The organism is Streptomyces sp. AcH 505, from assembly GCF_000818175.1.
Taxonomy (GTDB): domain Bacteria; phylum Actinomycetota; class Actinomycetes; order Streptomycetales; family Streptomycetaceae; genus Streptomyces.
The window spans coordinates 568,483-587,479 of sequence record NZ_JTIY01000001.1 but is presented as its reverse complement, the minus strand read 5'-3'; the positions used below and the strand labels follow the sequence as shown (position 1 = coordinate 587,479).

The following is an 18,997-nucleotide window of genomic DNA, read 5'->3' as shown; positions in this document are numbered from 1 at the left end:
AGCCGGGAGGCGGGCGGCTGGGCGGAGCCGGCGGGTCCCGCGGCGCCCCCCTTGCCTGCCGGAGCCTTCTTGCCGCCGTGCGCGACGTCGACCGGCAGCATGACCAGCGCGGTCGTACCACCGGAGTCGGAGGGCCTGAGCTGGATCCTGATGCCGTGGCGCAGGGACAGCCGGCCGACCACGAACAGACCCATGCGGCGGGAGACGGAGACGTCCACGGTGGGCGGTGAGGCCAGCCGTTCGTTGATCGCCGCCAGGTCCTCGGGGGAGAGGCCGATGCCGGTGTCGTGGATCTCGACGAGCACCCGCCCGTCGGGCAGCGCGTGACCGGTGACCCGGACCTTCGTCTGCGGCGAGGAGAACGACGTCGCGTTCTCCAGCAGCTCGGCGAGCAGGTGCACGAGGTCGTTGACGACGCGACCGGCGACCTCGGTGGCCGGGACCGCGGCGAGTTCGATGCGCTCGTACTGCTCCACCTCGGAGGCGGCGGCACGGAGCACGTCGACCAGCGGGACGGGCCTGGTCCACCGGCGGCCCGGCTCCTCACCGGCGAGGACCAGCAGGTTCTCACCGTTACGGCGCATACGGGTCGCGAGGTGGTCGAGCTTGAACAGCGAGGAGAGCTGGTCGGGGTCGGCCTCGCGCGACTCCAGTTCGGAGATGAGCGAGAGCTGACGCTGGATCAGGCCCTGGCTGCGGCGCGAGAGGTTGGTGAACATCGCGTTGACGTTGCCTCGCAGCAGCGCCTGCTCGGCGGCCAGTCGGACCGCCTCGCGGTGCACGTCGTCGAAGGCCGCGGCCACCTGGCCGATCTCGTCCCGCGAGTGCACACCGACCGACTCGACGGAGGTGTCGACGTCCTGCGGGTCGGTCTCGGAGAGCTGCTTGACGAGCTCGGGCAGCCGGTCCTGGGCGACCCGGGTCGCGGTGTCCTGCAGCCGACGCAGCGAGCGGATCATGGACCGGGCCACGACGAAGGCGCCGACCAGCGAGACACCGAGGACCAGCAGGATCAGCGCGGCGTTGATGATCGCGTCGCGCTGCGAACTGCTGCGCAGCTCCCGGGCCTTGCTCTCCATCTCGTTGAGCAGCGTGGCTTCGATGGTCTTCATCGCGTTGATGCGGGTGGACGCCTGGTCGGTCCAGTCCAGGTACGACCGGTTGACCTGGTTCTCCAGCCCGTCACGCGAACCGAGCACCGGGTCGGCGTACTTCTCGGACGCCTGGATCTCCGGGTTGCCCTGGCCGTTCAGTGGCGCCATCAGCTCTTCGGCGTCGCCGCCCATGGACTCGTACAGCGAGCTGAACGTGGTGAGCGAGTTCCGCTCCTTGTTCATCGCCGCGAGGCCGTAGAGGCGGTCGTTCTCGTTGAGCTCACCGCGCTGCTTCGGGTCGGCGGGGAGCGCGGCGGCGATGATGGCCCGCTGGATGGACGCGTACTCCTTCGCGGAGGAGAACGCCGCCAGCGCACGGGTCCGCTTGATCATGTCCGGGTTGCTGGTCGCCTGCGCCATGTCCTGCGAGAGGCTCAGCAGCGAGGTGATCAGTCCGTCGTACGCGTCGACCGTCAGCGAGTGCGACGTCTTCGACTGGTAGGCGTCCCGCCGGATGTCGTTGATCTGGTTGACCTGCGCGGCGATCTGCTCCACGTTCGAGCGGATGCTCTCCAGCGCCTCGTCACCGTCGGTGTTGCCGATGTCGACGGTGGCGTCGAGGAACGCCTTCTTCGCCCGGTCGGTCTGGACGCGCTCGTTCTTGATCCGGGTGTCGGTCGAGTTGACGCCGTTGCTGAGCGGCCCCGCGGACTCGTCGCGCTCCGTCTGGAGCTGCGTGGCGAGATTGGTCGCTTCCTTCGTCATCTTGGTCAGCAGCTGCATGTGCTCCAGCTGCTGGATGTCGTTGAGCGAGTCGTTGATGCGGAATCCACCCAGGGTGGTGGCGGCGACCACCGGCAGGGCGAGCAGGGACACCAGACGGGTGCTGATGCGCCAGTTGCGCAGGGCTATTCGTGAGCCCGCGTCGCTCGGACCTGCGGGCTTGGGCGCCGGCTTGGCCCCTTCGCCGCCCGGTGCCGCGCCCGGGCGAGCGGCGCGGTCGCCACTCTCGCCGGAGGGTGCGGGACCCGGGTTCTGGGTGTGCTGGGGCGAGGAGCCGCGGTCGATTCCGCTGCGGGGCTCCTGCTCCGCCGCAGCGCTGCTATCCCTCTTCGAACGTCCCTGCACTAGCGTCGCAACCTCTGGACCAGGCGTCCGCCGCAGAACGGCAGGACGGTGTCGGCGTTGTGGGGCGTGGAACGCCCCCCATGGTGGTCGTGAGTGACCGGCGCTACTCCCCTTCCCCGCCACCACTCGGCGCTGCGTTGCGCCCCTGTGCGCCGGCTTCAAACCCGCGGCGGTGGGGGGAATTCCAGCACAGTGCAGGATCTCCAACAAGGGCCGCGTACCGGGCTGTGACCTGTATGACACGGTGTAATTGACGTGTCACGAGCAGTAGAAAGTGTTCATGGAGGAAAGGGGCGATTCCCGGCGACCCGACTACGGGTGGGGGGTGTCTGAGACCTGTTGATCGGGAGCGGAATGCAACGTTCCGTGATGCATTGTCCGTTTCCCTGGTAGTAGATGGCTGTCGGGAATGGGTGAAATGCCCGTCAACTGGTGAGCAAACTCACATGGAGATCGCTGCCGGATCCCGTCCGTGCGGGGGAATTGGATGTTTAGCCTGACGCTTTACAGGGATGGCACATCCGACAAGTGGCGCCCCGGCGCCCCACGCGACAAGGGTCTGACACCACAGATGAAGACGACGATGATGTTCCGCAACACCGCCAACCCCAGGCGCACCACCCTGGCACACCTCGCCGACGCCGAGGAGCTGCGCCCCGCGGAGCAGCCCGAACATCCCGTCACGCTGCCGACCCGGACCGCCAACCCCCGCCGCACGAAGCTGATGGACGCGCCCGTCGCGCCGCAGCCGGTCGAGTAGGTCCCCGCCGACCGGTGACACGCGCTGCCGTCACCGCTCGTCACGTTAGCCTGGAGCGTCAGTCTCCGGACCAGCGAGCGAGTGAAGTGAGGGGCGACAGCATCCCGTGCGCATCGCCAGATTCTCCATCGACGGCAATGTCGCCTTCGGCGCGGTCGAGGACGGGGGCAGCGGCGATCAGGCCGGCCTCGTCCTCGACATCATCAAAGGCATTCCGTACACCGAGTTCGAGCTCTCGGGCACCAAGGTCCCGCTGAGCAAGGTACGGCTGCTGCCGCCCGTGCTCCCGAACAAGGTCGTGGCCGTCGGCCGCAACTACGCGGACCACGCGGCGGAACTCGGCAACGAGGTACCCGAAGCGCCGATCACCTTCTTCAAGCCCACCACATCGGTGATCGGCTCGGGCGACGCGATCGAGTACCCGAACTTCTCCAGCGACGTGCACTACGAGGCCGAACTGGCCGTCGTCATCGGACGGCTGTGCCGCGAGGTGCCGCGCGAGCGCGTCAAGGACGTCATCTTCGGCTACACCTGCGCCAACGACGTCACCGCTCGCGACACCCAGAAGCGCGAGAAGCAGTGGGCGCGCGCCAAGGGCTTCGACACCTCGTGCCCGCTGGGCCCCTGGGTGGAGACGGAGCTCGACCCCTCCGACGTCACGATCCAGTGCACCGTCAACGGCGAACAGCGCCAGCTCGGCCGGACGAGCGAGATGATCCGCTCCGTCGAGGACCTGATCGTCCACATCACCGAGGCCATGACGCTGCTCCCCGGAGACGTCATCCTCACCGGCACTCCCGCGGGGGTCGGCCCCCTCGCCGTCGGCGACGAGGTCGCCGTCACCATCGAAGGCATCGGCACTCTCACCAACAAGGTGATCAAGCGTGGCTAACGGTTCTGTCCGTGTTCGTTTCTGTCCGTCGCCGACCGGCAACCCCCATGTGGGCCTGGTCCGCACCGCCCTGTTCAACTGGGCGTACGCCCGCCACACCGGCGGCACGCTGGTCCTGCGCATCGAGGACACCGACGCGGCGCGCGACTCCGAGGAGTCGTACACGCAGCTCCTCGACTCGCTGCGCTGGCTCGGCCTCGACTGGGACGAGGGCCCCGAGGTCGGCGGCCCCCACGAGCCGTACCGGCAGTCGCTGCGGATGGACATCTACCGCGAGACCGCCGAGAAGCTGCTCGCCACGGGACACGCGTACCACTGCTACTGCACCCCCGAGGAGCTGGAGGCCCGCAGGGACGCCGCGCGCAAGGCCGGCCGGCCCTCCGGGTACGACGGGCACTGCCGGGACCTCACCGACGCGCGCAAGAAGGGCTACGAGGCCCAGGGCCGCAGCTCCATCGTCCGCTTCCGGATGCCCGACGAGCCGATCACCTTCACCGACCTGGTGCGCGGCGAGCTGACGTTCACCCCGGACAACGTGCCGGACTACGGCATCGTCCGGGCCAACGGCGCGCCGCTCTACACGCTCGTCAACCCCATCGACGACGCGCTGATGGAGATCACCCACGTGCTGCGCGGCGAGGACCTGCTGTCCTCGACCCCGCGCCAGATCGCGCTCTACAAGGCGCTGATCGAGCTGGGCGTCGCCAAGGAGATCCCGGCGTTCGGACATCTGCCGTACGTGATGGGCGAGGGCAACAAGAAGCTCTCCAAGCGCGACCCGCAGGCGTCCCTGAACCTCTACCGCGAGCGCGGCTTCCTGCCCGAGGGGCTGCTCAACTACCTCTCGCTGCTGGGCTGGTCGCTCTCGGCCGACCGCGACCTGTTCTCGATGGACGAGATGGTCGCCGCGTTCGACATCGCGGACGTCAACGCCAACCCGGCCCGCTTCGACCTGAAGAAGGCCGAGGCGATCAACGCGGACCACATCAGGCAGCTGGACGTGAAGACCTTCACCGAGGCCTGCGGCCCCTGGCTGAAGGCCCCCTACGCGCCCTGGGCGCCGGAGGCCTTCGACGCCGAGGCCTTCGCGGCCCTCGCCCCGCTGGCCCAGACCCGGGTCACCGTGCTGTCCGACATCACCGCCAACGTCGACTTCCTCTTCCTGGACGAGCCCGTCGAGGACGAGGCGTCCTGGGCGAAGGCGATGAAGGGCGACCCGGCGGCGCTGCTGACCACGGCCCGCGCGAAGGTGGCGGAGTCGGAGTGGAACGCCGAGGCCCTGAAGAACGCGGTCCTGGCGGCCGGCGAGGAACACGGCCTCAAACTGGGCAAGGCCCAGGCCCCGGTCCGGGTAGCCGTCACCGGCCGCACGGTCGGTCTGCCGCTCTTCGAGTCCCTGGAAATCCTGGGCCGCGAGCGCACGCTGTCCCGCATCGACGCGGCCCTGGCCAAGCTGACGGCCTGACGGCCATGACCCCGGGGCCGATACGGCCCGGGGCGGCCGGGTGTCGGTAGCGTGGGCGGCATGCCCATCCGTGCCGTCCTGTGGGACATCGACGACACCCTGTTCGACTACACCGGCGCCGACCGCGCCGGAATGCGGCGGCATCTCGCCGCCGAGGGCCTGATCGACCGGTTCGCCACCGTCGACCAGGCCCTCGGCCGTTGGCGTGAGATCACCGACGCGCAGTGGCTGCGGTTCGCCGCGGGGGAGACGGACTACCTGGGGCAGCGCAGGGACCGTACGCGGGTCTTCCTCGGTGCCGAGCTGACCGACGCCGAGGCCGACGCCTGGTTCGGGCGGTACCTCGGCCACTTCGAGTCCGCCTGGACGCTCTTCCCCGACGCGCTCGCCGCCCTGGACGGCCTCGCGGGCGACTACCGGCAGGCGGTGCTCTCCAACTCCAGCAGCCCGGTCCAGGACCGCAAGCTGCGGGTCCTCGGTGTGCGGGACCACTTCGAGGCCGTGGTCTGCGCGGCCGAGGTCGGCGCGGCCAAGCCCGCTGCCGCCGCCTTCCACGCGGCCTGTGACGCCCTCGCGCTGCCGCCCGCCGAAGTGGCGTACGTGGGCAACGAACCCGACATCGACGCCGGCGGCGCCGTGGCCGCGGGACTCGCGGGGATCTGGCTCGACCGGGGGCGGCTCGGCGGCCGTCCCGATCTTGTGCGGATCGCCGATCTCGCCGAGCTGCCAGGCCTGCTGCGGGGCGATACTCGTTTTGGAGCGCTGTCCGCCATCGGGTAATGTTCTTCCTGCGTCGCCCGAGCAGGCCGAAAGGTCCGGCCGGGAAACGCAAGCCAAACCAACCCCCACCAGGGGGTTGATTTTTGGTGGGCTATGGTGTAATTGGCAGCACGACGGTTTCTGGTTCCGTTAGTCTAGGTTCGAGTCCTGGTAGCCCAGCTGCAGGTGTATCTGCAACGCCCCCGTTGTGTAGCGGCCTAGCACGCTGCCCTCTCACGGCAGTAGCGCCGGTTCGAATCCGGTCGGGGGTACAGATCCTTCTCTCCGACGCCTTCGGGTCGCACCCGGATGCGTCGACGCAGGATCGCCAGGGCCCCCGTTGTGTAGCGGCCTAGCACGCTGCCCTCTCACGGCAGTAGCGCCGGTTCGAATCCGGTCGGGGGTACTACCACCATGGGCTATGGTGTAATTGGCAACACGGCGGTTTCTGGTTCCGTTGTTCTAGGTTCGAGTCCTGGTAGCCCAGCTGGACCTCATGGTCCTCGCCCCCGTTGTGTAGCGGCCTAGCACGCTGCCCTCTCACGGCAGTAGCGCCGGTTCGAATCCGGTCGGGGGTACCCACAGATACGAGCAGGCCCTTCCCCAGCAGGGGAAGGGCCTTTCGCATGTCATGACGCCGAAGCGCCGCCCCTGTTCCGGGAGTTGTCCCGGAACAGGGGCGAGCTGCCGCTCACCTCTCAGCTGCCGCCCCGGCGCAGCGCCTCGCTCAGCCGGCCCGCCGCGTCGATGACGGCCTGGGCGTGCATCCGGCCCGGGTGCCGGCTCAGCCGCTCGATCGGGCCCGACACCGAGACGGCGGCCACCACCCGGTTCGACGGGCCGCGCACCGGCGCCGAGACCGAGGCGACGCCCGGCTCCCGCTCACCGATCGACTGGGCCCAGCCCCTGCGCCGTACGCCCGAGAGCGCCGTCGCCGTGAAGCGGGCGCCCTGCAGGCCGCGGTGCAGCCGCTCGGGCTCCTCCCAGGCCATCAGGATCTGCGCCGACGAGCCCGCCTTCATGGTGAGCGTGGACCCGACGGGGACGGTGTCCCGCAGTCCCGAAAGCCGCTCGGCTGCCGCCACGCAGATCCGCATGTCGCCCTGCCTGCGGTAGAGCTGGGCGCTCTCGCCCGTCACGTCCCGCAGATGTGTGAGCACCGGGCCCGCCGTCGCCAGCAGCCGGTCCTCACCCGCGGCCGCCGCCAGCTCCGCCAGCCGCGGGCCGAGAATGAAGCGGCCCTGCATGTCCCGCGCCACCATCCGGTGGTGTTCCAGCGCCACGGCGAGCCGGTGCGCCGTGGGCCGTGCGAGCCCGGTCGCAGCGACCAGCCCGGCGAGGGTGGCCGGCCCTGACTCCAGGGCGCTCAGTACGAGAGCAGCCTTGTCGAGAACGCCGACGCCGCTAGAGTTGTCCATGAAACGATACTCGCGTCTCACTCTGTGAAACGCAAGTTCCTTTTTCCGGTGAACTTGCCAACCTGTACGTACGGGCTCGCGGAGACCACGGGTCACCGGCCGGCGTCCGGCTCGCGGGGGGACGGACGTAGGCCCACACATCTCTAGGAATGCCGGCGACGCAGCCGGCCGGAGGGAAAGCGATGGGTAGGACACTCGCGGAGAAGGTCTGGGACGACCATGTCGTCCGGCGCGCAGAGGGCGAGCCCGACCTCCTCTTCATCGATCTGCATCTCCTGCACGAGGTGACCAGCCCCCAGGCCTTCGACGGCCTTCGGCAGAACGGCCGGACGGTGCGGCGGCTCGACCTCACCATCGCGACCGAGGACCACAACACCCCCACCCTCGACATCGACAAGCCGATCGCCGACCCGGTCTCCCGGATCCAGCTGGAGACGCTGCGCAAGAACTGCGCCGACTTCGGCGTCCGGCTGCACCCGCTGGGCGACGTCGAGCAGGGCGTCGTCCACGTCGTGGGCCCGCAGCTGGGACTGACCCAGCCCGGCACCACCGTGGTCTGCGGCGACAGCCACACCTCCACCCACGGCGCCTTCGGCGCGCTGGCGTTCGGCATCGGCACCAGCCAGGTCGAGCACGTCCTCGCCACCCAGACCCTGCCGCTGGCCAGGCCCAGGACCATGGCCATCACCGTCGAGGGCGAACTGCCCGAGGACGTCACGGCCAAGGACCTGATCCTCGCCGTCATCGCCCGTATCGGCACCGGCGGCGGCCAGGGCTACATCCTCGAATACCGGGGTTCCGCCATCGAGAAACTCTCGATGGAGGCCCGCATGACCATTTGCAACATGTCGATCGAGGCCGGCGCCCGTGCGGGGATGATCGCCCCCGACGAGACCACCTTCGACTACCTCAAGGGCCGCGACCACGCACCCGCGGCCGAGGACTGGGACGCGGCCGTCGCGTACTGGAAGACGCTGCGCACGGACGACGACGCGGTCTTCGACGCCGAGGTGTTCATCGACGCCTCCGAACTGGCCCCGTTCGTCACCTGGGGCACCAACCCGGGCCAGGGCGCGCCGCTCTCCTCCCACGTCCCCGACCCTGCTTCGTACGAGGACGCCGCCGAGCGGCTCTCCGCCGAAAAGGCCCTGGAATACATGGGGTTGACGGCGGGTCAGGCGCTGCGCGACATCAGGGTCGACACCGTCTTCGTCGGCTCCTGCACCAACGGCCGTATCGAGGACCTGCGATCGGCCGCCGCCATCCTGGAAGGCCGCAAAGTCGCCGACGGCGTACGGATGCTGGTGGTTCCCGGATCGGTACGGGTGGCCCTCCAGGCCGTCGCCGAGGGCCTGGACAAGGTGTTCACCGGGTCAGGGGCCGAATGGCGGCACGCGGGCTGCTCGATGTGTCTGGGCATGAACCCCGACCAACTGGCGCCCGGTGAGCGCTCGGCGTCCACCTCCAACCGCAACTTCGAGGGCAGGCAGGGCAAGGGCGGCCGCACGCACCTGGTCTCCCCGCAGGTCGCCGCCGCCACCGCCGTGCTGGGCCATCTGGCCTCGCCCGCCGACCTGTCCGACGCCGAAGACCGCACGCCCGCAGGAGCCCGATAACCATGGAAGCCTTCACGACACACACCGGCCGGGCCGTACCGCTGCGCCGCAGCAACGTCGACACCGACCAGATCATCCCCGCCCACTGGCTGAAGAAGGTCACCCGCGACGGCTACGAGGACGGGCTCTTCGAGGCGTGGCGCAAGGACCCGGAGTTCGTGCTGAACCAGCAGCGGTACGCGGGTGCCAGCGTGCTGGTCGCCGGACCGGAGTTCGGCACCGGATCCTCGCGCGAACACGCCGCGTGGGCCCTGCAGAACTACGGCTTCAAGGCCGTCATCTCGTCGCGGTTCGCCGACATCTTCCGGGGCAACAGCCTCAAGAACGGTCTGCTGACGGTCGTTCTGGACCAGGACGTGGTCGAATCCCTCTGGCAGCTGGTGGAGAGCGACGCCAAGACCGAGGTCACCGTGGACCTGGAGGCGCGCCAGGTACGGGCCACGGCGCCCGACGGGACCGCACTGTCGGCTGATTTCGACCTTGACGAGAACGCCCGCTGGCGGTTGCTGAACGGGCTCGACGACATCGGACTCACCCTTCAGAACGAAGCTGACATCGCGACTTACGAGGCCTCGCGACCGTCCTTCAAACCCCGCACAATTACCGTCTGATCAGGCCTTTTACCCTCCTGCACCCCCTGCCTCACGGCAGGGGGTGCAGTTGCATGTTGAGACCCTGTCGGGCGACAACTCGCCCCAGATGGCACAATCGGTGCATGGAACCCGACGGCCAACTCAAGCTTTACCGGTTGGTCGCCGAACAACTGAAAGAGGCGCACATCAGGGTGCGCACCCTGCAAGTCCCGGCGGGCGTACGCACGGCGCTCTCCAGGAAACTGCTGGTCATCACGGCTGCGGCGAAGCACGATCTCCCGGATGCAGCAAGGCGTCTGGACCGATTGATGAAGGACCTCGACGAGGGTCGATTTCCGGAAGGTGACTGACCTCCGAGGAACTCCACCAGGTCGACTTCGTTGCGGCACTAGGGTGATTAGCCCGTTTCGTGTTTGATTTGCGGTATATATCTGCCTAACGTGCGAAAAAGCTTGAACACTTTCGTTCTGGCAATGTCTCCGAAGGGGAAGACGTGAACAAGGCGCAGCTCGTAGAAGCGATTGCGGACAAGGTCGGCGGCCGTCAGCAGGCCGCGGACGCGGTCGACGCGGTACTCGACGCGGTGGTCCGCGCGGTTGTCGCCGGTGACCGGGTCTCGGTGACCGGATTCGGCTCGTTCGAGAAGGTCGACCGTCCGGCCAGGTACGCCCGCAACCCGCAGACGGGTGAGCGCGTACGGGTCAAGAAGACCTCGGTGCCGCGCTTCCGCGCGGGCCAGGGCTTCAAGGATCTGGTCAGCGGCTCGAAGAAGCTCCCCAAGAACGACGTGGCGGTCAAGAAGGCCCCCAAGGGCAGCCTCTCGGGCGGTTCTTCCACCCGTACGACCGCCAAGGCCGCGGCCAAGAAGGCCACCGCCAAGAAGACCACCGCGGCGCGCGGCACCACCGCCCGTACGTCGGCGGCCAAGACGACAGCGGCGAAGAAGACGGGCTCGGCGAGGAAGACCTCGGCCAAGAAGACCAGCGCCGCCTCCTCGACCGCCAAGAAGACCACCGGCACGGCCAAGAAGGCCGCCGCCAAGAAGACGGCTCCGGCCAAGAAGGCCGTCGCCAAGAAGGCCCCGGCCAAGAAGGCCACCGCGCGCACCACCACGGCCAAGAAGACGGTCGCCAGGAAGAAGTAAGCGCTACAAGGCCACTCACGCACCGGGCCGGGCTCCCTCCGGGGAGCCCGGCCCGCGGCGTTGAGCCCGGTCGGTCCTGTCGGGTCCAGTCAGGCAGGGTCAGAACGTCTGGAGCGTCACCAGCGTGATCCGGCGCTCGGCGCCGTCGCCCTCGGTCTCGATACGCACCCGCTGACCCGGCCGGAGCAGTCGCAGACCGCCGGCGTCGAACGCCTCGGCCGCGAACTCCACGGGTGTGCCGTCGTCCAGGAGGACGCTGCCGCTGCGCGTCTGCGCCGAGTAGGTGTAAGCGGTCGCCTGCATGGCCCCAGCGTATCGGTCAGTGCCAGGGCTGCGGCCCCGCCAGCGGCTCGTACCCCGGGTAGCGCGACGCCGTATGCGGACCGAGGCCCAGCGCCGCCGCCACCAGCAGATCCTCGCCCGTGTCCACATCACGCCGAACCGAATCGACGTCCGTCAGGACAATTTCCACCGCGCCCGACGACAAATGCCGAAGCCGGGAAGGACCGCCGAATGCGGGGGCCAATTCCACGGAAGGGGCGGCTGCCAGCAATGTCGTACCGATTCCTGACGCGTCGGCGAGAAATGCGCGGGGGAAAACAGCGGCGGCCGACAGCACCCTGGCCAGTTCCTCGGGACGCAGCGCCGGCAGATCCGCGTTGAGCGCGGCGACCGGCGCGGCAGGGCGGCGCGCCCTGACCGTACGCGCGCCGTGCGCCAGCGCCGCGTTGAGACCCGCACCCGGCGCGTCCGGCACGATCCGCGCCCCCAGCGCCGACAACCCGTCCGCCGCCGTCGGATCGTCCGTGACTACGGACACATCGCGCACCGCAGCGCAGGACAGCGCCGCGGCCACCGTGTCCTGCGCGAACGCCAACGCGAGCCTGCGCCGCCGCACGTCACCGGCCGCCTGCGCGAGCCTGCTCTTGGCAAGCCACAGCGGCTTGAGCGGTACGACGAGGGACCAGCGGTCCGGCGGGTCGGTGTTCGTGGCGTGCTCCCCATGCATGTGTACCGGCCCTCTATTGTGGCCCGACCGCGCCGTTGTCCACGGCGCCGGTCACGGAGGCTGGGCGTACGGTGTTCTCGACAGACCAGGGGCCTGGGGCGACACTTGACCCCCGGCAGCCAGGCAGCCAGCCAGGCCCTAAGAGGAAGGTGTCCGAGTGTCCCGCCGCAGAATCGGCTTCTGGTACCGCCTTGCGGCGGTCCTCGCGAAACCACCGCTCATCCTTCTGCTCAAGCGGGACTGGCAGGGAGCGGAACGTATGCCGGCCGACGGCGGATTCATCACCGCGGTGAATCACAATTCGCATCTCGACCCCTTTGCCTACGCCCACTTCCAGTACAACACCGGCCGCGTCCCGAGATTCCTCGCCAAGCACGGCCTGTTCACCAAAGGATTCATCGGCGCCGTGATGCGCGGTACGGGTCAGATCCCGGTCTACCGCGAGAGCACCGACGCGCTGAGCGCCTTCCGCGCCGCCATCGACGCCGTGGAGCGCGGCGAGTGCGTCGCCTTCTACCCCGAGGGCACCCTCACCCGTGACCCGGACCAGTGGCCGATGACCGCCAAGACGGGCGCCGCCAGGGTCGCGCTGCAGACCAAGTGCCCGGTCATCCCCGTCGCGCAGTGGGGCGCCAACGCCCTGCTCCCGCCGTACGCGAAGAAGCCCGACCTCTTCCCGCGCAAGACGCACCACGTACTCGTCGGCGAGCCCGTCGACCTGACGCGGTTCTACGGCAAGGACATGACCCCCGACGTGCTGCGGGAGGCCACCGAGGTCATCATGGCCGCCGTCACCGAACTGCTGGTGGAACTGCGCGGGGAGCCCGCGCCCGCCGAGGTCTACGACCACCGCAAGGCCAGGGCGGAACAGCGCCGCATCGCCGCCGAGAAGGCCGCGGTGAAGCCGGCGCCCGTCGAACGAGAAGTGGAAGAAGAGGGATCGTCGTGACACGGGTTGCCGTCTTCGGAGCGGGATCGTGGGGCACGGCGTTCGCCATGGTCCTCGCCGACGCGGGGAGCGAGGTGACCCTGTGGGGCCGCCGCCGCGATCTCGTCGAGACCATCACCCGTACCCACACCAACCCCGAGTACCTGCCGGGCGTCGAACTCCCCGCCTCCGTACGGGCCACGGCCGACCCGGCGGAGGCCGCGGACGGCGCCGACTTCACCGTGCTCACCGTCCCCTCGCAGACGCTGCGCGCCAACCTCGCCGAGTGGGCGCCCGTCCTGCCGCCCGACACCGTCCTCGTCTCGCTGATGAAGGGCGTCGAACTCGGCACGGCCAAGCGGATGAGCGAGGTCATCGAGGAGGTCGCGAAGGCGCCCGCCGAGCGGATCGCCGTGGTCACCGGGCCCAACCTGGCCGGGGAGATCGCCGCCAGGATGCCCGCCGCCGCCGTGGTCGCCTGCCGCGACGAGTCGGTGGCCGAACGGCTCCAGGCCGCCTGCCACAACCCGTACTTCCGCCCGTACACCAACACCGACGTCGTCGGCTGCGAACTCGGCGGCGCCGTCAAGAACGTGATCGGTCTGGCCGTCGGGATCGCCGACGGCATGAAGTTCGGCGACAACACCTCGGCCTCCCTGATGACCCGCGGTCTCGCCGAGACCACCCGGCTCGGCCTCGCCATGGGCGCCGACCCGCACACCTTCTCCGGACTCGCCGGGATGGGCGACCTGATCGCCACCTGCTCGTCGCCGCTCTCGCGCAACCACACCTTCGGCATCAACCTGGGCCGCGGGATGACGCTCCAGGAGACCATCGCCGCGTCGAAGCAGACCGCCGAAGGCGTCAAGTCCTGCGAGTCGGTGCTCGATCTGGGCAGGCGGCACGGTGTCGACATGCCGATCACCGAAACCGTCGTGGACATCGTCCACAACGGCAAGTCGCCGCTGGTCGCCCTCAAGGAACTCATGTCACGCAGCGCCAAGGCGGAGCGGCACTGAGTAGCGGGCGCGCCGGTGCGGGCGCGGGCCGCTGACCTGGGCGCCTGCACCGGGTACTCTCATCGCGATATGAGCAGCGAGAACTCCTTCCAGAGCCCTGAGCAGCCGCTCCGCAAACCCCGCGTGGCCGTCGTCTTCGGCGGCCGGAGCTCCGAACACGCCATTTCGGTGGTCACGGCCGGCGCCGTACTGCGGTCCATCGACCGCGAGAAGTACGACGTCCTGCCCATCGGGATCACCACGGACGGCCGCTGGGCCCTCACCGCCGACGACCCGGAGCGGATGGCCATCACCGGGTCGACGCTGCCGAGCGTCGAGAACATCGCCGAGTCCACGGACGGCGCAGTCGTCCTGTCGGTCGACCCCGGCAGCCGCGAAGTCGTCTACAGCGAACCCGGCTCGGTGCCCAAGGCACTCGGCGAGGTCGACGTCGTCTTCCCCGTCCTGCACGGCCCGTACGGCGAGGACGGCACCCTCCAGGGGCTGCTGGAACTCGCCGACGTGCCCTACGTCGGAGCGGGCGTCCTCGCCTCCGCCGTCGGCCAGGACAAGGAGTACATGAAGCGGGTGTTCACCTCGTTCGGGCTGCCGGTCGGTCCGTACGTGGTCGTACGCCCCCGCGAATGGCAGACCGCCGACAACGGCGCCGCCGCCCGCAAGAAGATCGTGGACTTCGCCGCCGAACACGGCTGGCCGCTCTTCGTGAAGCCGGCCCGCGCCGGGTCCTCCATGGGCATCACCAAGGTCGACGACCCGTCCGGCCTGGACGAGGCGATTGCCGAGGCGCAGCGCCACGACCCCAAGATCCTGGTGGAGTCGCTGCTGCGGGGCCGTGAGATCGAGTGCGGTGTCCTGGAGTTCGAGGACGGCCCGCGCGCCAGCCTGCCGGCCGAGATCCCGCCCGTCGTCGACCACGGCTTCTACGACTTCGAGGCCAAGTACATCGACTCGGCCACCGGACTCGTCCCCGCGCCGCTCACCGACGAGCAGACCGCCGAGGTACGGCGGCTCGCCGTCGACGCGTTCGAGGCCGCGTCCTGCGAAGGGCTCGTCCGGGCCGACTTCTTCCTCACCGAGGACGGCACGTTCGTCATCAACGAGATCAACACCATGCCGGGCTTCACCCCGATCTCGATGTTCCCCCGGATGTGGCAGGAGACCGGCGTCGGCTACGCCGAACTCATCGACCTGCTGATCCAGGCCGCGCTGCGCCGCCCGACCGGCCTGCGCTGAGCGGCGCCGCACGCTAGGGCCTGTCGTTCGGATCTTGCCGGGCTCGCGTGGGCTGGTGCCGCGCCTCGCGGCGTTGTCGTCGGTCGGCGACGCTCCGCGTCGCCTCCCTCCTCCGCCTTGCGATCCACGACACCGGCCCACGCTCCCTGATCCGGCCTGATCCAAACGAAAGACCCTAGAGGCTGGCGGGCACCGTCTTCTTCACCGGTTCCGCCAGCCCCGCGAGCGGGGTGGCGTCGTTGGCGTACTGCTTGCCCATGGTGACCTCCACATACGTCTTGCGGTAGGTCGTGGTGAAGCGGGGCCCCGAGTCCCGCTGCTCCACCAGCCAGTTGACGCCGTCGGCCTCCACGGCGTTGGCGGCGGGGTCGGTCATCTTCGCCGGCCGGGGGATGCCGCAGCGCAGCACGATCGCGCCATCCCCCCAGCCGGCGGTCAGCTCGGAACTCGGCTCGGGATCCTTCCGGTCAAGACCCGCCAGGGTCTTCGGCAGCGCCTTGTGCAGCGCGTCGCAGAGCTTCGCCTCCGGCGGGGGCGGGCTGGGAACCGCCACCGACGCCGTGGCGTCTGTGGCGGAGCAGCCCACGGCGGCCGACAGCAGAACGACGGCGGGCAGGCAGCCGAGCAGACGGCCGGATAGCCTGCGGCGGAGGGCCGGGTGGCGGGAAGGGATCACCGGCCAAGGGTAGACGGGGGCTACAGGTGCACGACCGGGCAGGTCAGGGTTCGGGTGATGCCGTCCACTTGCTGGATCTTGGCAACCACCATGCGGCCCAGCTCGTCGACGGTGTCCGCCTGCGCGCGGACGATGACGTCGTAGGGGCCTGTCACGTCTTCTGCCTGGATGACTCCCGGAAGCTTTGCGATGGTCTCGGCGACCAGAGTCGCCTTTCCCACCTCGGTCTGAATAAGGATGTACGCCTGTACCACGGAACCTCCAGGGCGGCCACGAGGATCATGTGGGGAGTAAAGAGACGCCACGGTATCGCGTCGTCACCGGCGACGGGGAGACCCGGGCACGCAGTGACACCTGACGCGTGGCATACCGCATCGGCAAGTTGACGTATCACTTGACGGTACCTACAGCAGTGACGGCTCGCGACCGCGGACACGGGACGCGGCGAGACACGATGAGAGGGGAGACTCGGTGAAGGGAACCGTGGGCGAGTTGGGGGAGTTCGGGCTCATCAGGGAGCTCACTTCCCGGCTCACCACCACCCCGGCGGTCAGGCTGGGGCCAGGTGACGACGCCGCGGTCGTGGCCGCACCCGACCGCAGGGTCGTGGCGAGTACGGATCTGCTCCTCGAAGGGCGGCACTTCCGCCGCGACTGGTCGACGGCCTACGACGTGGGACGCAAGGGCGCGGCGCAGAACCTCGCCGACATCGCGGCCATGGGCGCCGTCCCGACGGCGCTGCTCCTCGGGCTCGTCGTGCCGGCCGAACTCCCCGTCACCTGGCCGACGGAACTGATGGACGGCATCCGCGACGAGTGCCAGGTGGCCGGCGCCGCCGTGGTCGGCGGCGATGTCGTACGCGGCGACACGATCACCCTCGCCATCACGGCACTCGGTGACCTCCGCAACCACGAGCCGGTGCTCAGGTCGGGCGCGCGGCCCGGCGATGTCGTCGCGTACACCGGCTGGTTGGGGTGGTCGGCGGCCGGGCACGCGGTGCTCTCCCGGGGGTTCCGCTCACCGCGCGCCTTCGTCGAGGCGCACCGCAGGCCCGAACCGCCGTACCACGCGGGCCCGGCGGCCGCCGGGCTCGGAGCCACCGCCATGACCGACGTCAGCGACGGACTCGTCGCGGACCTCGGCCATATCGCGGAGGCCAGCAAGGTCCGTATCGATCTGCGCTCCGGGCTCATCGACATCCCCTCCCAGATGAACGACATCGGGCAGGCCGTCGGCATCGACCCGTTGCAGTGGGTGCTCACCGGGGGAGAGGACCACGCGATCGTCGCCACGTTCCCGCAGGACGTGAAGCTGCCGGCCCGCTGGAAGGTGATCGGCGAGGTCCTCAACCCCTCGGCGCTGCCCCAGGTGACGGTCGACGGGGCGCCGTGGACCAGGAAGGGCGGCTGGGACCACTTCGGGGACATCGAGGACACGAAGTAGTCCACGATCCGGCGCGCAGTAGATTCGGGGCATGTCCGAACTCGTCTCCGCCGCGGCGCCGCCGCCCCGTGTCCTCACCGTCGCCGGATCGGACTCCGGTGGCGGTGCGGGCATCCAGGCCGATCTGAAGACGATGCTCGCGTTCGGGGTACACGGCATGAGCGTGCTCACCGCCGTCACCGCGCAGAACTCACGTGGTGTGCAGGGCGTCTGGGAGCTGCCGGTCGAAGCGGTACGGGCCCAGTACCGCAGCGTCGTGGACGACATCGGCGTCCAGGCGGTGAAGACCGGCATGCTCTCCTCCGCCGAACTCGTCGCGGCCGTGGCGGAACTGCTCGCGGGGACGAAGGCGCCCGTGGTCGTCGACCCGGTCGGCGTCTCCAAGCACGGCGACCCGCTGCTCGCCGCCTCGGCGCTGGACGGCCTACGGACCCTGCTGCTGCCGGTCGCAACCGTCGCCACCCCCAACCTGGACGAAGTGACACAGCTCACCGGGGTGCGGGTCGCGAGCGAGGCGGATCTGCGCCGCGCCGCCGACGCCGTCCTGGAATTCGGGCCGCGCTGGGTGCTCGTCAAGGGCGGCCATCTGCCCGGTGAGGCGGCGGCCGTGGACCTGCTGACGGACGGCACCGAGGAACACGTGCTGCGGGCGCCCCGGCTCGACAACCGGCACACCCATGGCACCGGGTGCACCCTCGCCTCCGCCGTCGCGGCCGGCCTCGGCAAGGGGCAGGGCGTGGTGGAGGCGGTGAAGGCCGCGAAGGAGTACGTGACCGGGGCCATCGCCGCCGGGTTCGCGCTCGGCACGGGCATCGGCCCGGTCGATCACGCCTGGCGGCTGCGCTGAGGGCCGGGCGGGCGGTCGCCGCTGTCGGGTTACGACTGCCGGGGCACGACTGTCGGGGCACGACAAAAAGCCGGCCCACCGAGGTGGACCGGCTTTTCAAGGCAACCGCAGGGGCTGCGCTACGACGCAGGCGTCAGCGCGAGACCTTGCCGGCCTTGATGCACGAGGTGCAGACATTGAGCCGCTTCGGCGTCCGACCGACCACTGCACGCACGCGCTGGATGTTCGGGTTCCAGCGACGGGACGTACGGCGGTGCGAGTGCGAAATGTTGTTGCCGAAGCCCGGCCCCTTGCCGCAGACGTCGCAGTTGGCAGCCACGGGTCACTCCAAAGACTTCAGATGTACGTACAGAGAAATCCGGCCGTCCCTCATCATTGACTGACGGGGTGTTGCCGGGGGAATGGCCCGACTCTCGTCGGGCAACCGAAGCAGCATACAACGGCTGCCTCGATACAACGAAACTACCATGGCGCCCGGCGCCCCAGCTCCGGCTACCCTGCGTGCAGCCCGCCACCAGCCCCTTCGGGGCCGCTCAAGGAGGACCGCCAGGTGCCGCACACCCTCGACGCCCCAGCGGTGCGCACCTGGTGCGCACTGGCACTGGAGGCCCTCGGCAGGGAGCGCGCTGAGATCGACGCGATCAACGTCTATCCGGTCGCCGACGGCGACACCGGCACCAACCTCTATCTGACCGTGGAGTCCGCGGCGCAGGCCGTCGAGGCCGTCTTCGCCGCCCACGAGACCGGCACATCGGCGCCCGCGCCCGCCGACGCCGTACGGGCCATGGCGCACGGCGCCCTGATCGGCGCCCGGGGCAACTCGGGCACGATCCTGGCGCAGCTGCTGCGCGGTATGGCCGAAGTACTCACCGCCGAGACCCCCGGCCCCCCGGACCCGGCAGGTGCGGCCGACCGGCTCGCCCCCGCGCTGCGCAGGGCCGCCGAACTGGCCCGCCAGGCCGTCGCCCACCCC

At 69.6% G+C, this 18,997-nt stretch carries 21 protein-coding genes and 5 tRNA genes; 19 read left to right on the top strand and 7 right to left on the bottom strand.

Features of this window, described 5'->3' with window-relative positions:
* On the bottom strand, nt 1-2,222 hold a 2,222-nt coding region (locus HY68_RS44690), incomplete at its 3' end, for a nitrate- and nitrite sensing domain-containing protein (protein WP_241778458.1).
* Between the two features lie 571 nt (nt 2,223-2,793).
* Here HY68_RS44690 and HY68_RS02695 point away from each other — a divergent pair.
* The 9 genes from HY68_RS02695 (at nt 2,794) to HY68_RS02655 (ending at nt 6,676) form a co-directional block, all read left to right on the top strand.
* Nucleotides 2,794-2,982, top strand: a complete 189-nt coding sequence (locus tag HY68_RS02695; RefSeq protein WP_041984023.1) for a hypothetical protein — start codon at nt 2,794-2,796, stop codon at nt 2,980-2,982.
* Nucleotides 2,983-3,088: 106 nt separating this feature from the next.
* Nucleotides 3,089-3,874, top strand: a complete 786-nt coding sequence (locus HY68_RS02690; protein WP_041984021.1) for a fumarylacetoacetate hydrolase family protein — start codon at nt 3,089-3,091, stop codon at nt 3,872-3,874.
* A complete protein-coding gene (gene gltX, locus HY68_RS02685; RefSeq protein ID WP_041984020.1) occupies nt 3,867-5,339 on the top strand; it encodes a glutamate--tRNA ligase in 1,473 nt (490 codons plus the stop codon). The genes HY68_RS02690 and gltX overlap by 8 nt, the downstream gene beginning before the upstream one ends.
* A gap of 60 nt (nt 5,340-5,399) precedes the next feature.
* Nucleotides 5,400-6,119 (top strand): HAD family hydrolase, encoded by a 720-nt coding sequence (locus HY68_RS02680; protein WP_041995021.1) that lies wholly within the window; start codon nt 5,400-5,402, stop codon nt 6,117-6,119.
* Between the two features lie 87 nt (nt 6,120-6,206).
* Nucleotides 6,207-6,278, top strand: a tRNA-Gln gene (locus HY68_RS02675).
* Between the two features lie 19 nt (nt 6,279-6,297).
* Nucleotides 6,298-6,370 (top strand) — tRNA-Glu (locus HY68_RS02670).
* A gap of 61 nt (nt 6,371-6,431) precedes the next feature.
* A tRNA-Glu gene (locus HY68_RS02665) sits at nt 6,432-6,504 on the top strand.
* A gap of 9 nt (nt 6,505-6,513) precedes the next feature.
* Nucleotides 6,514-6,585, top strand: a tRNA-Gln gene (locus HY68_RS02660).
* Between the two features lie 18 nt (nt 6,586-6,603).
* Nucleotides 6,604-6,676: transfer RNA gene (locus HY68_RS02655), tRNA-Glu, on the top strand.
* Between the two features lie 120 nt (nt 6,677-6,796).
* Here HY68_RS02655 and ndgR read toward each other — a convergent pair.
* Nucleotides 6,797-7,516 carry an IclR family transcriptional regulator NdgR gene (ndgR, locus tag HY68_RS02650; RefSeq protein ID WP_041995019.1) on the bottom strand — a complete coding sequence of 240 codons (720 nt, stop codon included), beginning with the start codon at nt 7,514-7,516 and terminating at the stop codon, nt 6,797-6,799.
* A gap of 182 nt (nt 7,517-7,698) precedes the next feature.
* Here ndgR and leuC point away from each other — a divergent pair, with 182 nt between their 5' ends.
* From leuC to HY68_RS02635, 4 genes are all read left to right on the top strand, one after another.
* Nucleotides 7,699-9,132, top strand: coding sequence for a 3-isopropylmalate dehydratase large subunit (gene leuC, locus HY68_RS02645; RefSeq protein WP_041984017.1), 1,434 nt, complete (start codon nt 7,699-7,701; stop codon nt 9,130-9,132).
* 2 nt (nt 9,133-9,134) lie between these two features.
* A complete protein-coding gene (leuD, locus tag HY68_RS02640) occupies nt 9,135-9,743 on the top strand; it encodes a 3-isopropylmalate dehydratase small subunit (RefSeq protein WP_041984016.1) in 609 nt (202 codons plus the stop codon).
* Between the two features lie 104 nt (nt 9,744-9,847).
* Complete coding sequence (locus tag HY68_RS40330) at nt 9,848-10,075, top strand: hypothetical protein (protein ID WP_078863397.1); 228 nt, start codon at nt 9,848-9,850, stop codon at nt 10,073-10,075.
* A 143-nt stretch (nt 10,076-10,218) separates the two neighbouring features.
* Nucleotides 10,219-10,869 carry an HU family DNA-binding protein gene (locus HY68_RS02635; RefSeq protein ID WP_041984014.1) on the top strand — a complete coding sequence of 217 codons (651 nt, stop codon included), beginning with the start codon at nt 10,219-10,221 and terminating at the stop codon, nt 10,867-10,869.
* 99 nt (nt 10,870-10,968) lie between these two features.
* Here HY68_RS02635 and HY68_RS02630 read toward each other — a convergent pair whose 3' ends face one another.
* Nucleotides 10,969-11,172, bottom strand: a complete 204-nt coding sequence (locus HY68_RS02630) for a hypothetical protein (RefSeq protein WP_041984012.1) — start codon at nt 11,170-11,172, stop codon at nt 10,969-10,971.
* Nucleotides 11,173-11,188: 16 nt separating this feature from the next.
* A complete protein-coding gene (cofC, locus tag HY68_RS02625) occupies nt 11,189-11,878 on the bottom strand; it encodes a 2-phospho-L-lactate guanylyltransferase (RefSeq protein WP_041984011.1) in 690 nt (229 codons plus the stop codon).
* Nucleotides 11,879-12,035: 157 nt separating this feature from the next.
* Here cofC and HY68_RS02620 point away from each other — a divergent pair, with 157 nt between their 5' ends.
* From HY68_RS02620 to HY68_RS02610, 3 genes are all read left to right on the top strand, one after another.
* Nucleotides 12,036-12,827 (top strand): lysophospholipid acyltransferase family protein, encoded by a 792-nt coding sequence (locus HY68_RS02620; RefSeq protein WP_041984010.1) that lies wholly within the window; start codon nt 12,036-12,038, stop codon nt 12,825-12,827.
* The gene (locus tag HY68_RS02615; RefSeq protein ID WP_041984008.1) at nt 12,824-13,825 is read left to right on the top strand and encodes an NAD(P)H-dependent glycerol-3-phosphate dehydrogenase; all 1,002 of its coding nucleotides are present in this window, start codon (nt 12,824-12,826) and stop codon (nt 13,823-13,825) included. The genes HY68_RS02620 and HY68_RS02615 overlap by 4 nt, the downstream gene beginning before the upstream one ends.
* A 69-nt stretch (nt 13,826-13,894) precedes the next feature.
* Complete coding sequence (locus HY68_RS02610) at nt 13,895-15,058, top strand: D-alanine--D-alanine ligase family protein (protein WP_041984005.1); 1,164 nt, start codon at nt 13,895-13,897, stop codon at nt 15,056-15,058.
* A gap of 175 nt (nt 15,059-15,233) precedes the next feature.
* On the opposite strand, the gene HY68_RS02605 is transcribed toward HY68_RS02610, so the two are convergent.
* Both HY68_RS02605 and HY68_RS02600 read right to left on the bottom strand, forming a co-directional pair.
* A complete protein-coding gene (locus tag HY68_RS02605; RefSeq protein WP_241778722.1) occupies nt 15,234-15,674 on the bottom strand; it encodes a DUF3515 domain-containing protein in 441 nt (146 codons plus the stop codon).
* An 80-nt stretch (nt 15,675-15,754) separates the two neighbouring features.
* A complete protein-coding gene (locus HY68_RS02600; RefSeq protein WP_041984003.1) occupies nt 15,755-15,988 on the bottom strand; it encodes an Lrp/AsnC ligand binding domain-containing protein in 234 nt (77 codons plus the stop codon).
* Between the two features lie 217 nt (nt 15,989-16,205).
* Here HY68_RS02600 and HY68_RS02595 point away from each other — a divergent pair, with 217 nt between their 5' ends.
* Together HY68_RS02595 and thiD are read left to right on the top strand one after the other, a co-directional pair.
* Nucleotides 16,206-17,177 carry a thiamine-phosphate kinase gene (locus HY68_RS02595; RefSeq protein ID WP_041984001.1) on the top strand — a complete coding sequence of 324 codons (972 nt, stop codon included), beginning with the start codon at nt 16,206-16,208 and terminating at the stop codon, nt 17,175-17,177.
* 31 nt (nt 17,178-17,208) lie between these two features.
* The gene (gene thiD, locus HY68_RS02590; protein ID WP_041983999.1) at nt 17,209-18,024 is read left to right on the top strand and encodes a bifunctional hydroxymethylpyrimidine kinase/phosphomethylpyrimidine kinase; all 816 of its coding nucleotides are present in this window, start codon (nt 17,209-17,211) and stop codon (nt 18,022-18,024) included.
* Between the two features lie 133 nt (nt 18,025-18,157).
* Here thiD and rpmB read toward each other — a convergent pair whose 3' ends face one another.
* A complete protein-coding gene (gene rpmB, locus HY68_RS02585; protein ID WP_003957616.1) occupies nt 18,158-18,343 on the bottom strand; it encodes a 50S ribosomal protein L28 in 186 nt (61 codons plus the stop codon).
* 231 nt (nt 18,344-18,574) lie between these two features.
* Here rpmB and HY68_RS02580 point away from each other — a divergent pair.
* Nucleotides 18,575-18,997, top strand: a 423-nt coding sequence (locus tag HY68_RS02580; protein WP_041983995.1) for a DAK2 domain-containing protein, incomplete at its 3' end; no start/stop codon positions are given.

Excerpts from the sequence above, each read along its gene's own strand:
- HY68_RS02695 (WP_041984023.1), top strand. The coding sequence starts at position 2,794 with ATGAAGACGACGATGATGTTCCGCAACACCGCCAACCCCAGGCGCACC.
- HY68_RS02680 (WP_041995021.1), top strand. The coding sequence starts at position 5,400 with ATGCCCATCCGTGCCGTCCTGTGGGACATCGACGACACCCTGTTCGAC.
- ndgR (WP_041995019.1), bottom strand. The coding sequence starts at position 7,516 with ATGGACAACTCTAGCGGCGTCGGCGTTCTCGACAAGGCTGCTCTCGTA.
- leuC (WP_041984017.1), top strand. The coding sequence starts at position 7,699 with ATGGGTAGGACACTCGCGGAGAAGGTCTGGGACGACCATGTCGTCCGG.
- leuD (WP_041984016.1), top strand. The coding sequence starts at position 9,135 with ATGGAAGCCTTCACGACACACACCGGCCGGGCCGTACCGCTGCGCCGC.
- HY68_RS40330 (WP_078863397.1), top strand. The coding sequence starts at position 9,848 with ATGGAACCCGACGGCCAACTCAAGCTTTACCGGTTGGTCGCCGAACAA.
- HY68_RS02630 (WP_041984012.1), bottom strand. The coding sequence starts at position 11,172 with ATGCAGGCGACCGCTTACACCTACTCGGCGCAGACGCGCAGCGGCAGC.
- cofC (WP_041984011.1), bottom strand. The coding sequence starts at position 11,878 with ATGCATGGGGAGCACGCCACGAACACCGACCCGCCGGACCGCTGGTCC.
- HY68_RS02610 (WP_041984005.1), top strand. The coding sequence starts at position 13,895 with ATGAGCAGCGAGAACTCCTTCCAGAGCCCTGAGCAGCCGCTCCGCAAA.
- thiD (WP_041983999.1), top strand. The coding sequence starts at position 17,209 with ATGTCCGAACTCGTCTCCGCCGCGGCGCCGCCGCCCCGTGTCCTCACC.